Here is a 13904-nt window from a genome sequence, read left to right as displayed (position 1 = left end):
CTCTTCGCGGCCGGCCAGCCCGCACGGATCGACGCGGCCTCGCATGCCGTCGCCGGCTACATGGCTGACCTCATCACGGCCAAGCGCCGCGCCCCCGACGACAGCCTGCTCAGCGACTTGATCCGTGCCCGCGACGGCGAAGACCGGCTCAGCGAGGACGAGCTCGTCTCCCTCGCTGTACTCATCTTGGTGGCCGGGCACGAGACCACCACGAACCTGATCGGCAACGGTCTCCTGGCCCTGCTGCGGACGCCGGATTCGTTGCACCGCCTGCGCGACGAGCCTGACCTGGTCGACGCTGCCGTGGACGAGCTTCTCCGGTTCGATTCCCCGGTGAGCATGGCCACCTTCCGGTTCGCCACCGAAGCCATCAGCCTCGGCGGCACCGAGATTCCTGCAGGATCCCCGGTACTCATCGCGCCCGGCGCCGCGAACCGCGACCCGGCGCGCTTCCCCGACCCGGACCGACTCGACCTCGAGCGGGACGCCAAGGGGCACCTCGTCTTCGGGCACGGCATCCACCGGTGCCTCGGGGCGCCCCTCGCTCGCGCCGAGGGTGAGATCGCCTTCCGGCGCATCGTTACCCGATTCCCCCGGCTTCGCCTAGCTGTGCCCAGTGCTGAGCTGCAATGGCGGCACACGCGGCTGATGCGGGGCCTTGAGGCATTGCCCGTCCTGCCGTAGCCCGAACCCGGGATGCGCTTGATCAGGCGCCGCGAAGTGGCTCACACGGACGCGTGATCCGTCCTGCTCCACGGGCATTTCTATTGACCGTCAGCCACTTACTCTGAGCCGATGCACTTGAACCTCGCATATCTCACCGCGGAAGCCCTCCTGGCCGGCCAGCCACAACGCTGGGCGCACTCCCAGCGTGTTCTACAGCAAGCCCAACGTCTGGCGCCCATGCTCGGCTCGGACGGCGACCTGGTGATCGTTAGCGCGATCCTGCACGACATCGGATACGCGGAACCCGCGGTCGACACCGGGCAACACATGATCGACGGGGCCCGCTACCTGGCCCGCCTTGGGACCGACGCCGCTATCTGTTCTCTCGTCGCCTATCACTCCTCTTCCGCCTGGGAAGCAGAGGAGCTGGGCCTGGCGGATGCGCTCGCAGACTTCCGCCCGCCGCCACCACCCTTGCTGGATGCGATCACCTTCTGCGACCTCACCAGTGCTCCCGACGGCAGCTTGGTCGAGGCCGGCCCGCGTCTTGACGAGGTCCTTCAGCGGTACGGCCCCGACCATGTGGTGCATCGGGCCGTCTCCGCAGCTCGACCGACGCTGCTGGCGATGGCCGAGCGCATCGAGCGGCGTCTGACCCGGTTCCCCGATCAGCCGATGAACGGGTCAGCTTCGGCACGAAACCCGTGATCAAGGCGGAGCCGGGTGGTTGGAGCGATGTCGAGGGCGTCGAGTTCACCGCGCGGCACCCAGCGGACCTCGAAGGACTCGGAGCTGGCGCGCAGGATCCCTCCCGTAGGTCGCGCGCGGAAGCAGAGGGAGAACTCCTGGCGGACCTCCCCGTCGGAGAACTCGATCACGTGCCCCGGATTGCTGTACGTCCCGACCAGGCCAACGACATCGACGTCGATGCCGGTCTCCTCACGGACCTCACGAACGACGGCGCTGGCAAGGTTCTCGCCGATCTCCAAAGTGCCGCCAGGCATGCCCCATTTACCGTTGTCCGACCGGCGCTCGAGGAGCAGGTCGCCGTGATCGTTGACAACGAACGCCGTCACGGCTGGCACGATCCTTTGCGCCTTGGGCGCGTTCGGGTCATCGAAGTAGTCCTTGCGGCTCATGTCGCCTGCCTTGGTAGGGGGGTGGCCTTGGCCCAGACCTTGTCGAAGCTTTCCAGGTAGCTCAGCACAAGCTGGGCCCCGGCCACCCGACGAAGATGCAGAACTGGGGTCAAGGGGGCACTTACCCCGTAGATCTGGGTGTTCACCAGCAGTTCGTCGTCCGAGCGGTACAGGGAGTTGTGCAGCGTGGAACGGTGAGCCCGGAACTCGATGCCCGGGACGTCGTATAGCGGTCGGTACAGCTTCATCACCTCGCGGACCTTGTACGCAACGCCTTCTCCGATCTCCTCCTCCTCTCCTCTGCGAGCAACCTCGGGGCTGTCCGGGTCACCGAGGAGCATCCGGATGCGGACTCCGGCTGCCGCCTTCGTCACGAGAATGCGGTGCCAGCGCGGGTTCTCTGCGAGGTGGACTCCGGCGTGGACGAGCACGCCCAGTTCGGCGGTCGCCCGCTCCGCGAAGCTCAGCCACATGTCCGGGGGGACCGAAGATCTGTGCGGGTAGACGTGGACGATCTCCGCCTCGGCCACGTCCAGGCGCTCGGCCTCAGGTTTGGCAGTGGGCCAGAGGTAGTCCTCCTCGTAGCCCAGATACGAAGAGGCGGCCTGTCGGTGCTTACGGTAGGGCTCGCGGTCCTTGGTGACCCAGCGCTCCACCGTCCTGGCGTCAACGCCGACGTGCTCGGCCAGGTCTTCTTCAGTTACACCACGACTGACAAGAGCCGATCGCAGTCGCTCGTTCGCCACAGCACTCCCCTGGTGGGACGTCTTTGGACGTACTCGGACGTCTGGACCGTACTGACGACGTCCTGAGATGTCCACCCCTGGCCTGATCATGTCCCTTCACTCGCAGGCATTCTGATGGTCCGCCAGCTCACCGCTCGCGACTTGCCACCTGAGCTGGTCATGTTCCGCCCTACTGCGGGAGACATCATGCACACGAGCGCTTTGGCTCGGATCAGGGCAGCGCCTGTCACCGACTCTCTGGAGGACCTGCCGCCTCGGAGAGCTGCGGGCCCATCAGTCGAGGCCGCTGCTGGGTCCAGCTCCCACGGGGGACTGCCCGCCGCAGCAACGGACCCCGCTGCCGAACAGACGTGGCAGCTCGTCGGCCCCCGCCACGCCGAACAGGCCAAGCCGGGTCGGTCGATCTACGAGGCGCCTCACAAACCTGCCCGACACCGTGGTCAGCGCCGCGACCCGGTCGGCGCGGCGCTCGGGACGGCCTGGGCCCTGGGCAACATCGCCACTCTCCTGCTCCTGGGCTGGATCGCCAACGGACAGCTCGGCGATCAGGGATCCGAGCAGAGCCCCAGCTTCACGGTGGGTTCGTCCGATTTGCCCTCGCCTTAGGTACGGCCCACCCCCACGCATCTGCCCACCGAAGCGGATACCTACAGCGCTGTATCGGTCGGCAGAACGGAAAGGAACCTACGACGTGAGCGTCTTCACCCCGGAGGTCGCGGGACTTCTTCGCGGCGCGAAACTGGCAGCACGATTGGACGAGGCTCTTCGGGATCACGCCCTGGTACTGCCGGGGCTTCGAGGTGATCACGAGCTGGACGGCAACACGCAGGTTTACCTGGGAAGTTGCAGTGGCAAGGACGCCGAGCGCCTGGTTGCAGTTCTGGTCTACGCCCGGTTGAAGCTCGCCGAGGACCGAGAGCGGGCGTCCAGGGACGCCGCTGCCGGGGCCGTACCGGCGGCAATCTGATGGTTCCCGTGACTTCGCTGCCTGCGCCGTTGAGATGGGACGTATCCGTCACCGAGAACGGGCTGCCCCGCTTCGGGTACGAACGCGCCTTGATGTACGTCGACGGCGAGCTCTGCTGGTGGACACGGGCTGATCCACTGGTAGACCCCGGGCCCGGCGAGCTGTCCGAGGGCTTCGCTGCTGTCCGGTCCACCCTGACTGGCTCCCAGCGAGCCGGTCTTGTTTTCGAAGCCCTGGCGTCCTGCGAGCGCTCGCTCCATGAGGCCGACCTCCTCCGAGGAGGGGCTCCGGCGATTCGCCTGCTGAAGGTTCGCGCCGCGTGCGTCGAGGCGGCGATGGCCCGGCTCCTGTACTCGGCATCCTTGGCCGACAGCTGCCGGCCGAACGTCATCGGCGGGCAAGTCCTCGCTACAACCACCCCCTGATCCATCGAACAGCCCTGCCGCCGCGCCCTGCACTGCTTCGGCGGCTCCAGTAGGAGACCAGACCACCTGGGTCTGGCTCCGGCTGGTCGCTCATGGCAGTCCATTGCCCGCGCGGTCTCCGCGCAGGGACTCACTCCGCCCTCCGCAACCGGAGGACTACGAGAAAGCAGTACGGAGATGACTGGACAAGCACCGCATCGCGCGGTCGTGATCGCTTCCGGTGGGCTGGACAGCTCCACCGTCGCCTACTGGCTGGCCGACCGCGGCAGCCAGTTGATGTTGCTCTCCTTCGACTACGGGCAGCGCCACCGCAAGGAACTGCACTACGCGGAGCGCATCGCCGGCCACCTCGGGGCCGACCACGAGGTCGTGGACCTGAGCGACCTGGGGCGGCTGCTGGCCGGCTCCGCGCTGACCGACCCGGGCGTGCAGGTCCCGGATGGCCATTACTCCGAAGCGAGCATGCGCAGCACGGTGGTGCCCAACCGCAACGCCATCATGCTGTCCATCGCTGTGGCAGCCGCGGTCTCATCCGGAGCGGATGCCGTGGCCTTCGGGGCGCACTCCGGCGACCACGCGATCTACCCGGACTGCCGCACCTCGTTCTTCGACCTCTTCGCTGCCGTGACGCGGGAGGGCAACGAGGGCTTCCTCGCCGAGGGCTTCGAGCTGCTGGCGCCGTTCATCGGCCTGACCAAGGCCGGCATCGTCGAGATCGGCCGCCAGGTCGGGGTGCCGTTCGAGGACACGTGGTCCTGTTACAAGGGGGGCGAGGTGCACTGCGGCGTGTGCGGGACCTGCGCGGAGAGGCGCGAGGCTTTCCAGGTGGCGGGCGTCGTGGACCCGACCGTCTACAGCACCAGCGTGCCGGGGGTGGCGCGATGACCTCGTTGCAGGGACGTCACCGCATCGCGAAGCGCTACCGGTTCGAGGCCGCGCACTTCCTGACCGGCCTGCCCGAGGGGCACCAGTGCTCGCAGATGCACGGCCACTCCTACGAGGTCGAGTTCGTGCTCACCGCCGATCATCTGACCGCCCCCGGGTTCGTGACTGACTTCGGCGAGCTCGCGCCCGTGAAGCGGATGATCGACGAGACGCTGGACCACACCGTCCTGAACGAGGTGCTGCCGGTCGTGCCGACCTCGGAGAACCTCGCCGCTCACCTGGCCGGGTGGTTCGTCGAGCACGTCGAGCCGTCGTTGCCCGGCCGCCTCGCCGCAGTGCGGGTCTCGGAGACGGCGAGCAGCTGGGCCGAGTTCGAGCTGGCCGAGCGGTGAGCGCGGCCATCGAGACCCGGCGTGTCGAAGCTGGCCCCGGTCGGGGGCTGCTCGTCGCGGAGAGCTTCGGTCCGACGTTCCAGGGCGAGGGGCCGAGCGTGGGGCAGCAGGCGCTGTTCATCCGGCTGTCGCGGTGCAACCTCCACTGCCCCGGCTGCGACACACCGGAGACGTGGGACTGGTCGCGGTACAACCCCCGCGAAGTCGCCACCCGCCACAGCGTCGAGGACCTCGCGGCCTGGGTGACGAGCCGGCCGCTGGCTCGGATCGTCCTCACCGGCGGCGAGCCGCTGCTCCAGCAGGACCAGTTGGTCGGCCTGGCCAGGCTGCTGCCGGGGCACCGAATCGAGGTCGAGACAAACGGCACGATCGTCCCGCTGCCCGAACTCGTGTCCCTGGTGGAGGCGTTCAACGTGTCGCCGAAGCTGGCCGATTTCGCAGCGCCGGGCGACAGGCGGATCAATAACCAGGCTCTGCGGGCTCTGGCGTCGTGCGGCAAGGCACGCTTCAAGTTCGTGGTGCAGGACGAGAGCGAGCTTAACGAAGTCGCCGCTCTGGTCGATGAGTTCTCGCTCACCGATGTGTGGGTGATGCCCGAGGGGACGAGCAGCGCCACGGTGCTCGCCGGCATGCGAAAACTGGCGGACGCGGTGCTGGAGTACGGCTGGAATCTCAGCACTCGCCTCCACATCCTGATCTGGGAGGCCCAGCGTGGTCGCTGAGATCAGCAAAGGGCCTGAGTGGCGCGGTTGTTCCGATTCCCCGAGGCCGCGCGTGTTGGATAGCGACCAAGCTTTACCGAGGGGGAACGGGATCCTGCCTGCCACTCAGGCTGCGTCCAGCATACACAACTCCCTTCCCCTGCGGGCCCATTCGCTCATGCCGTTCCTCCTGGACGCCAAGCACCTGAAGCGGGCGGCGAGGTCCTGCATGCGCCGGGTCGGTTCCCCCGGGGCTGACGGGATGAGCTGGGCGGTCTTCCGGCAGGGCATGCGCGGACGTCTCGACGATCTGGCTGCCCGGCTGCGAGCGGGGACCTGGGAGCCCAGCCCGGTGCGCGAGGTGACGATCACCTCGTACACCGGCAAGGAGTTCACGGCTGTGATCCCGACCGTGGGGGACCGGGTGGTGCAGCGGGCGATGCGCGATGCGATCGAGCCGGTGCTGGAGGCACGGGCGTTCGCCGACTGGGTGTCCGGCTACCGCGCCGGGCGCAACAGGATCACGGCGCTGCGGGATGCGGACCAGTACCTGCGAGCCGGCTACCGGTGGGTGGCGGACGCCGACGTGCGTCAGGCATCGGCGGGGTCGAGTGCGAGCGAGGTGACGGACTGGCTGTCGGAGCACGTCGCGGACGGCACCTTCCTGGACCTGTTCCATCGGGTGCTGAAGCCTCTTCCGTATCCGATCGTGCCGGGCACGGCCCTGGCACCGCTGCTGATCAATCTTCGGCTGTCTCGGGTCGACGTGGCGCTGGCCGGGCTGCGGGTGGTGCGCTTCGCCGACAACTACTGCCTGTTCTGCCGCGACAGTTCAGAGTCTGCGGAGGCCATGGCAGCGGTCACGGTGGCACTGGCCACATGCGGCCTTGAGCCCCATCCCGACAAGAGCCAGATCCGGTCCGGCGTGAACACCGAAGACCTGTTCCTGATCGCCGGATGAAGGGGGACGGATCGTGGCAACGATGATCAGTACGCGTCCCGTGACGTGGGTGCCGGTTCCGGGCGGGACCTGCCTGTTCGGCGACCGCAGGCGCCCGGTGCGGGTAAGGGATCTTGAGTGGACCGCCACCCCGCTGACCCCCGCTCAGGTGGGCTGGGAGGACGACGGTCGGCCGCTGGTCGGGCTGGATCAAGCGCGCGCCGCGCAGCGCGCGGCAGACCTGGGCGGACGGCTGCCGCGCTCGGTGGAGTGGGAGTGGGCGGCGTCCGGGGCGGAGCGCCGGCTCTATCCGTGGGGTGAGGAGGAGCCGGGCGCGGCTCGCGCGAACCTGCGCGGCAGCTGCGGGCGGCTGACTCCCGTCGACTCCCACCCGCAGGGCGTGACGCCAGGCGGACTCTGGGACATGGCTGGCAACTGCTGGGAGTGGACGGCCTCGCCAACGATCGGCGCCGGGTTCGTGGTCCGCGGGGGCTCGTACAACTCGCTCGGCCTGTACGCCCGGTGCACCTTCCTGAACGCGGCCCCGGCCGAGCTGCGCTCGCCTGGTATCGGCCTGCGGGTGGTGAGGGCAGCGTGATCGGCGACCTCGTGATCGCCGGCTGTTCCCGCCGCAAGGCCCCCGAGCCCAGGCTGCTGCCGACCTTGGAGCGGTACACCGGCGGCGTCGCGCCGCAGCTGCGGGAGCGGTTCGCCGGCCACCGGCGAGCCCGGGACCGCATCCGCTTCCTGTCCGCGGAGCACGGCCTCGTCCGGGCCGACGACCTGCTCGCCCCTTACGACCGGGCCTTGACGCGCGATCGGGCTGAGGAGCTCCGGCCGGTCGTCACCCAGCAGTTGGAGCGTGACTTGCTCGCGGGCGGTGTCCCGGAGCGGGTGCTGCTCGTCCTCGAACCCGAATACCTGATCCCGCTCACCGAGCTGATGGCCCTTCCGAGCCGCCCGGTCCTGCTGTGGATCAGCGACCCGCACGGCTGGCCCCAGGCCGCCGCCGTACTCGACGAATGGAGGTGGCCGTGAGCGGCACCACCCTTGCGGACACGTTCAGGGCGCGCCCGAACGACCACGGGCACATCACCGAGGCGTTCACCGGGCGAACCGGCCTCGGCTGGCACCAGCCCTCACCGGCCGAAGCGGCCGAAGGCCGGGCGCTGTCCGTGGTCCTGCCGGCCCGCAACACCGCCTACGCCCTGCCCGCCGTCCTGGACGCCCTCGCCGCCCAGAAGAGCGCGGGTGCGGTCGAGGTCATCGTGGTCGACGACGCCTCGACCGACCAGACCTTCGAGATCGCCCGCCGCCACCCGGTCGTCACCACCGCGGTTCGGCTCGCGGTCAGGTCCGGCGCGGCTGCGGCTCGCAACGTCGGTGCGCGGCTGGCGGGTGCGCCCATCGTCCTCTTCCTGGACGCGGACATGGTCCTGCCCGCCCACGTCCTGGCCGACGTAGCCGCCCGTGCGACGCCCGATGCGGTGCTGGTCGGCTTCCGGCACAACGTCGCCTACCAGGGCACGCCCTGCGAGGGTGCACTGGTTCCGAGCGGTGCGCCGAGGCTGGAGGCCGACCACCGGGTGACATGGACGCCGCCGGCCGACACGCTGCTCCCATACTCCGGCATCACGCTGAGCAGGCCGCTGGACGGTCGCCCGCTTGACGCGACCGACGACTTCCAGGCCCTGGGCTACGGCCGGTTCTACTACGACTGGGACCTGCCCAGGATGGCCGTCACCGCGCTCCTGGCTGTGCCGCGCGAGCGCCTGGTGGATGTCGGCGGCCTCGACGAGGAGTTCGGCCGCCTCGGCTGGGGGATGGAGGACACCCACCTGGGCGCCGCACTGATCGCGAACGGCTGCCTCGTCATCCCGCTGCGGCAGGCCGTCGGCTTTCACCTTGACCCGCCCGACGCCGGCGCCCAGTGGCAGAGCAAGCTCGCCGCCTGGCCCGCGACTCTCGCGCACTACCGCTTGCTGCTCGCCCGCCCGGCTCCTGCGGGACGCGGGCACGGCTTCGCCACCACCACCGACAAGCACCTGACCGACGCCGAGGTGATCACCCGATGATCCGCTTCTTCGCCGCCGCCTCCATCGACGGCACCACCGTGGTCCACGACCCGGCCGTGGGCAGCAACCACCTGCCGCCCCAGCCGGTTCCGCTCGGCCGCGTCGCCCTGGACGAGCGCCAGGTCACGGCCTGGCCCGAGGCCGACCCGGCGCGGCTTCGGCCCAGTGCCCCGCTGAGCATGTGCTGGTCGCCGATCGTGCGGTGCAACCTGTCCTGCCCCCACTGCCTGGACGACAAGACCGTCCGCGAGTCCACCAGCACCGAACGCCAGACTCTCGCCGGGCACATCGCCGTCTCCGGCGTTCTGGGTGTGGACATCTCCGGTGGCGAGCCGCTGCTCCTGGGCGACCTCCCGCACCTCGCCCGCGCGATCCGCGAACACGGCCGAGCCGTAGTCAGCTGCACCACCAACGGCTGGCACCTCGCCCGACGCGCCGAGGAACTCACCGGGGCCCTCGACGCTGTCCGGGTCTCCCTTGACGGCGCAACCGAAGCCACACACGACACCTGGCGAGGTGAGGGCAGCTTCCAGCGGGCCGTCACCGGCATCCGCGCCGCTGTGCGGGCGGGGCTACGGGTCCAGCTCCAGATGGTCCTGATGCGCTCCACCCACCGCGAGGCCCAGTCCCTGCTGGACCTCGCGGCCCAACTCGGCGCGGGCGGCGTCACCTTCCTGCAAATGCTGCCCATCGGCGACGGCGCCTCCATCGCCGCCGAGCAGATGCTCACCGACGACCAGGCCGGCGATACCTTCAGCGCCCTCGACATCCCCGACGGCATCCGGGTCCGGCTGCGCACCCGCGGCAGCGCCGACGGGTTCACCGTGCTGCGCGCCGACGGCTACGCCTGGCGCAACACCGGTGCTGCCACCGGCATCACCGCGTTCATCCAGGTCACCGGGCCCCAGGACCTGCGCCTTCCCACCGTCAGGAGCGGCTCATGACCACCACCCAGCAGCCCTCTGGTCCGCAGCGGGTCTTCGCCCGTACCGCGCCCTACGCCCCCTCCCTGTGCCAGTGCTACGACGCGGCCCGCCTCCTCGCCGAGTCCACCATCGGAGCCGAGCCGGCCGTGACCGCGGTGATCGGCATCGCCAACGGCGGAGTGAAGCCCGCCACGGTCGCGGCGGACTTCCTCAAGGTCCCGCTGTACGTGGCCTCCGCTCGGCACAACGCCAGCGACCAGCCCTGGCAGCAGGCCACCGGCCAGGTGACCGTCACCCTGCCCGACGACCTGCCCCCACTGTTCACCAGGCGCGTCCTGCTGGTGGACGACATCGCAGGCTCCGGCGCGACCTTCCTGGCCGTCGCCCAGGCCCTACACGGACGCCTCAGCGCCGGGGCTGTGCTGCAGACGGTGGCGCTGTGTCGCAACGCCGGATGCACCGACGGCCCCGACCGCTGGATCTGGGACGTGGACGACTGGGTGGTCTTCCCCTGGGAGGCTCCGCACTCCGGACCGGTCCGGGCCATGCCGGCGCCCCGGCGGGTGATCACCCGATGACCGTCACCCCCACATCCAGGGGCGTCCTGCTCGTCCTCGTCTCCTGGACACCCGACGCGCCTGCCGGCATCGAACGGGCAACCGCGGCGCTCGCCGTGGGCCTGGCCCAGGCCGGACACCGTCCGGTGATCGCGACCGCCGCACCGCAGCCCCCCGATGTCGGCCTGCCGGGCGTGACCGTCGAGCGCCTCCGGCTCACCGATGTCACCTTCCCGTGCGACGACGTCACCCTGCGCCGCGCCGTCACCTGGCAGGACACCGCCCTGTCCCGGCAGATCCAAGAGCTGATCACGCTTCACCGCGTGGACACCGTCCTGTTCACCGACGCGCTCTGGGGCCTGGGCAGGCTCCGGGGCGACTTCCCTGGCCACGTCCGCCGGGCCCTGGCCGCGCACGTTCGGCCTGCGACCCTCGACGCCGGACCGGCGCTCGCCCGTGCCACCCGGGTCATCGTGCCCTCTCCCACCGTCGCCGACGAGATCGCCGGTTGGGGCCCGCGCGTCATGCGCGTCATCCCCAACGCGCTGCTGGCGGACGCCGCCGTCACCCCGCCCGACCCGCGGCACCGCGAGGGACTGCGGCGCGCCGGACCGGTACGGGTGCTGGCCCGGCTCGGCCGCGAGAAGGGTGTCGCCGAACTCCTCGAAGCGGCTCACGGATGGGACCGGCCCGTCGAAGTCGCGCTCGCCGAGGCCGGCTTCGAGGGCGTCACCGGCTCCCAGGCGGACCTGCTCGAACACTGCCGGGCTCTGGCCGCCGGGCATCGCAACATCACGCTGCGGGGCGCTCTCGCCTGGAGCGAGGTCCTGCCCTGGCTCGCCGGTGCCGCCGCCGTGATCGTGCCCAGCCACCAGGAGACCTTCGGCCTGGTCGCGCTGGAGGCCATGAGTGTGGGCACTCCGGTGGTGGCCTACCGGGTCGGCAACCTGCCTGCCCTCATCGAGCCGACCGGCCATGGCCAACGCCTTCTCGTTGATCACGAGGCTGGCCCGGCGGCGCTGCACAAGACCGCGCAGACCCTCCTGGAAGATGACATACTGTACGGCGCGACTACACAGGCCGTGTACCGGCGCGCGTCAGACTTCGCGTCCCACCGGATCGCTGAACTCTTCATTGAGGCGGTCTCGTGATGCCCGAAAACTCCGTAACCCCTGCACCGCTGCTGCTCGTTGACGGCTTCAACGTCCTGTGGGCCGGGACCTTCGGCTTCCCCGCCCCCATCTTCTCCCGTGACAAGAGCCGCGAACTGACCGGCCTCTTCGCCTTCTTCGCGCTCCTGCGCGCCACCATCCGCGACGACCTGGATGTGACCACGCCGGAGGTTCTCGTTGTCTTCGACGGCGAACACGGAACCGCCGACCGCGTCGCCGCCGACGGCGAATACAAGGCGAACCGCGAAGCGACGCCGGAGGCCCTCAAGCCCTTGCAGTTTCTCGCTCCCGTCAAGGAGGGCCTGAATCTGCACGGCATCCGCTGGGTGGAAGTCGACGACGCCGAGGCCGACGACGTCATCGCCACGCTCGCCGCCCGGGCCGCGGCAACCCGGCCGGTGCGGATCATGTCGCGAGACGCCGACTACTACCAGCTGCTCACCGACCAGGTGTGCATCATCAACCGGTCGCGGAAGTCCAGCAGGCGCCTAATCACCCCGGCCGAGGTCGTCGAGCGCTATGGCGTCACCCCCGAGCAGTGGCCGGCCTTCCGCGCGCTGACTGGCGACAGCGCAGACAACATCCCCGGCGTGCGGGGAGTCGGGCCCAAGGTGGCGGCCGGCCTCCTTCGCGACGGCATGCCGCTCGACCAGCTCCCCGACTCGGGACGGCTCGTCGGAGCCAAGGGTGCCGCCGTCACTGCGGCCTGGGACGACGTCCTGCGTTGGGAAGGCATGATCACGATGCACCGGGATCTCACGGTGCCGATCGCACCGACCGGCGAGGTCAGCCCGACACTGCCCAAGCCCGCGGACGTCGTCGAGAAACTGGGTCTCTGGTGAGGGCCGCGCTGCCAGGCTCCGTGCTGGCTCTCTTCGCCCACCCGGACGACGCCGAGTTATGGGCGGGAGGAACCCTTGCACACCACGCCGCGCACGCGCCCGTCACCGTAGCCGTCCCCTTCCGTGATCCCGTCCGGGACGCCGAAGCCACCAAGGGTGCCGAGATCCTCGGCACCGCACTGCGGCAGCTCCCCGTCCTGGACAGCTCGGCCATCCACCAACTGCTCGTGGATGTTCGCCCAGACCTGGTAATTACTCATCCCCTCCGGGACGTGCACCCGGAGCACCGCGCCGTCGCAAATGAGGTGCTGCAGGCCCTTCCTGAAGCCGTGATCGCCACCGGCTTCCCTCGCCGGCTCTACACCTGCGACACCTACAACTCCTTGACCCTCGACGGTCCGCTCAACGCCACCACGATCGTCGATGTCACCCACACCTTCGCTACGAAGATGAAGGCGTTACGCGAGCACACCTCCCAGCCGATCGAAGAGCACTTCGGCCCTATGGCCGAGAACCTCGGCCGCCTCTGGGGCGCCCGCATCGGGAGCGCCCGCGGCGAGGCCTTCACCGCCGTTCCGGTCCTCGGCCGTCTCCCCCCAGCCACCCAGCTCTGACCGACTGCCCCCTGGCCTCTGCTCTTCTCAGCCCCAGAACCCGCCCCGCGCATGGCCGGCGCGGCTTCCAAGGCGTCAAGGCCCCCGCACACCCCCAGCACCATAGGCGTCGTGACCTCCCGACCCCAACCAACCATCAGCGAAGGGATCCAACATGCCTGCTGACACAACCACCCTGGCCGCGATACTGCGTCCCGCTCCCCGCGACCGCCGGCCCGTCGACACAGTCCGCGTCACCAGCCTCGTTCGCCAACTGCTCGACGCGATCGGCGAGGACCCTGACCGCGAAGGCCTGGTCGACACCCCCAGCCGAGTTGCGCGCTGGTGGGCCGAGTTCCTCGACCATGACGCCGGTTCGGTCGACACCGTCTTCAACCACACGACAGACGCCGACGGCCTCGTCCTGCTCCGCGGCATCGAAGCATGGAGCCTGTGCGAGCATCATCTGCTGCCGTTCCGGTTAAACGTGTCCATCGCCTACGTGCCGCACGCCAAGGTTCTCGGTCTGTCCAAGCTTGTGCGTCAACTTCGAGCCCACACGCACGGCCTCCAGCTCCAAGAGCGCATCACCGACCAGGTGGCCGCCGCCATCGCCAAGGCCGCCGGCACGGATGATGTAGCCGTCTACGCGGAGGGCGAGCACCTCTGCATGAGCATGCGCGGGGTCGAAGCCAGCGGCGTCCGAACCATCACTTCGTGTCGCCTCGGCCGCACTGCCAGCGACCCCGACCTCGCGACGCGCGTCGAACGCCTGGCAACCGCGACCTGGCGGTAACGGAAAACAACCCCCAACTCCCAGCATGGATCTGGAGCCGGGAGTGGGGCATCGCCCCGTCTGTGCGTGTCGCATCCGAGAC

Annotated in this window: 18 protein-coding genes; 16 read left to right on the top strand and 2 right to left on the bottom strand. The window is 69.6% G+C overall.

What is annotated here, in order from left to right:
- Together UK12_RS26210 and UK12_RS38455 are read left to right on the top strand one after the other, a co-directional pair.
- Window positions 1–684 (top strand): cytochrome P450 (locus UK12_RS26210; protein WP_045305615.1); only part of this gene is annotated, 684 nt, incomplete at its 5' end.
- 111 nt (window positions 685–795) lie between these two features.
- Window positions 796–1374: an HD domain-containing protein gene (locus tag UK12_RS38455; RefSeq protein ID WP_082119958.1), complete on the top strand. Its 579-nt coding sequence runs from the start codon at window positions 796–798 to the stop codon at window positions 1372–1374.
- On the opposite strand, the gene UK12_RS26200 is transcribed toward UK12_RS38455, so the two are convergent.
- Window positions 1335–1805, bottom strand: coding sequence for an NUDIX hydrolase (locus UK12_RS26200; RefSeq protein WP_045305613.1), 471 nt, complete (start codon window positions 1803–1805; stop codon window positions 1335–1337). The genes UK12_RS38455 and UK12_RS26200 overlap by 40 nt on opposite strands.
- Complete coding sequence (locus UK12_RS26195; RefSeq protein WP_045305612.1) at window positions 1802–2551, bottom strand: helix-turn-helix domain-containing protein; 750 nt, start codon at window positions 2549–2551, stop codon at window positions 1802–1804. Before UK12_RS26195 ends, UK12_RS26200 begins: the two co-directional genes overlap by 4 nt.
- A gap of 691 nt (window positions 2552–3242) precedes the next feature.
- Between UK12_RS26195 and UK12_RS26190 the strand changes: the two genes are divergently transcribed.
- From UK12_RS26190 to folE, 14 genes are all read left to right on the top strand, one after another.
- Complete coding sequence (locus UK12_RS26190; protein ID WP_045305611.1) at window positions 3243–3518, top strand: hypothetical protein; 276 nt, start codon at window positions 3243–3245, stop codon at window positions 3516–3518.
- Window positions 3519–4150: 632 nt separating this feature from the next.
- Window positions 4151–4828 (top strand): 7-cyano-7-deazaguanine synthase QueC, encoded by a 678-nt coding sequence (gene queC / locus UK12_RS26180; RefSeq protein WP_231591392.1) that lies wholly within the window; start codon window positions 4151–4153, stop codon window positions 4826–4828.
- Window positions 4825–5220, top strand: coding sequence for a 6-pyruvoyl trahydropterin synthase family protein (locus UK12_RS26175; RefSeq protein WP_082119957.1), 396 nt, complete (start codon window positions 4825–4827; stop codon window positions 5218–5220). Before queC ends, UK12_RS26175 begins: the two co-directional genes overlap by 4 nt.
- Window positions 5217–5942 carry a 7-carboxy-7-deazaguanine synthase QueE gene (locus UK12_RS26170; protein ID WP_082119956.1) on the top strand — a complete coding sequence of 242 codons (726 nt, stop codon included), beginning with the start codon at window positions 5217–5219 and terminating at the stop codon, window positions 5940–5942. Before UK12_RS26175 ends, UK12_RS26170 begins: the two co-directional genes overlap by 4 nt.
- 331 nt (window positions 5943–6273) lie before the next feature.
- Window positions 6274–6882, top strand: a complete 609-nt coding sequence (locus UK12_RS26165) for a reverse transcriptase/maturase family protein (protein ID WP_231591391.1) — start codon at window positions 6274–6276, stop codon at window positions 6880–6882.
- 22 nt (window positions 6883–6904) lie between these two features.
- Window positions 6905–7459: a formylglycine-generating enzyme family protein gene (locus UK12_RS26160; protein ID WP_045305607.1), complete on the top strand. Its 555-nt coding sequence runs from the start codon at window positions 6905–6907 to the stop codon at window positions 7457–7459.
- Complete coding sequence (locus UK12_RS26155; RefSeq protein WP_045305606.1) at window positions 7456–7899, top strand: DUF6884 domain-containing protein; 444 nt, start codon at window positions 7456–7458, stop codon at window positions 7897–7899. Before UK12_RS26160 ends, UK12_RS26155 begins: the two co-directional genes overlap by 4 nt.
- The gene (locus UK12_RS26150; protein WP_231591390.1) at window positions 7896–8936 is read left to right on the top strand and encodes a glycosyltransferase family 2 protein; all 1041 of its coding nucleotides are present in this window, start codon (window positions 7896–7898) and stop codon (window positions 8934–8936) included. Before UK12_RS26155 ends, UK12_RS26150 begins: the two co-directional genes overlap by 4 nt.
- A complete protein-coding gene (locus UK12_RS26145; protein ID WP_045305605.1) occupies window positions 8933–9880 on the top strand; it encodes a radical SAM protein in 948 nt (315 codons plus the stop codon). The genes UK12_RS26150 and UK12_RS26145 overlap by 4 nt, the downstream gene beginning before the upstream one ends.
- Window positions 9877–10440, top strand: a complete 564-nt coding sequence (locus UK12_RS43555; RefSeq protein ID WP_052682167.1) for a phosphoribosyltransferase — start codon at window positions 9877–9879, stop codon at window positions 10438–10440. Before UK12_RS26145 ends, UK12_RS43555 begins: the two co-directional genes overlap by 4 nt.
- The gene (locus UK12_RS26135) at window positions 10437–11570 is read left to right on the top strand and encodes a glycosyltransferase family 4 protein (protein ID WP_045305604.1); all 1134 of its coding nucleotides are present in this window, start codon (window positions 10437–10439) and stop codon (window positions 11568–11570) included. Before UK12_RS43555 ends, UK12_RS26135 begins: the two co-directional genes overlap by 4 nt.
- Window positions 11570–12433 (top strand): 5'-3' exonuclease, encoded by an 864-nt coding sequence (locus tag UK12_RS26130; RefSeq protein ID WP_231591389.1) that lies wholly within the window; start codon window positions 11570–11572, stop codon window positions 12431–12433. Before UK12_RS26135 ends, UK12_RS26130 begins: the two co-directional genes overlap by 1 nt.
- A gap of 20 nt (window positions 12434–12453) precedes the next feature.
- Window positions 12454–13047 (top strand): PIG-L deacetylase family protein, encoded by a 594-nt coding sequence (locus UK12_RS26125; RefSeq protein ID WP_231591388.1) that lies wholly within the window; start codon window positions 12454–12456, stop codon window positions 13045–13047.
- 154 nt (window positions 13048–13201) lie between these two features.
- Entirely contained in the window at window positions 13202–13822 is a 621-nt protein-coding gene (folE, locus tag UK12_RS26120; RefSeq protein WP_197085184.1) for a GTP cyclohydrolase I, read from the top strand.
- Window positions 13823–13904 lie beyond the last annotated feature (82 nt).

Origin of the sequence: Saccharothrix sp. ST-888, assembly GCF_000955975.1 — a bacterium.
Lineage (GTDB): Bacteria > Actinomycetota > Actinomycetes > Streptomycetales > Streptomycetaceae > Kitasatospora.
The sequence above is the reverse complement of the archived record's forward strand: the minus strand, read 5'-3'. Positions and strand labels throughout refer to the sequence as shown.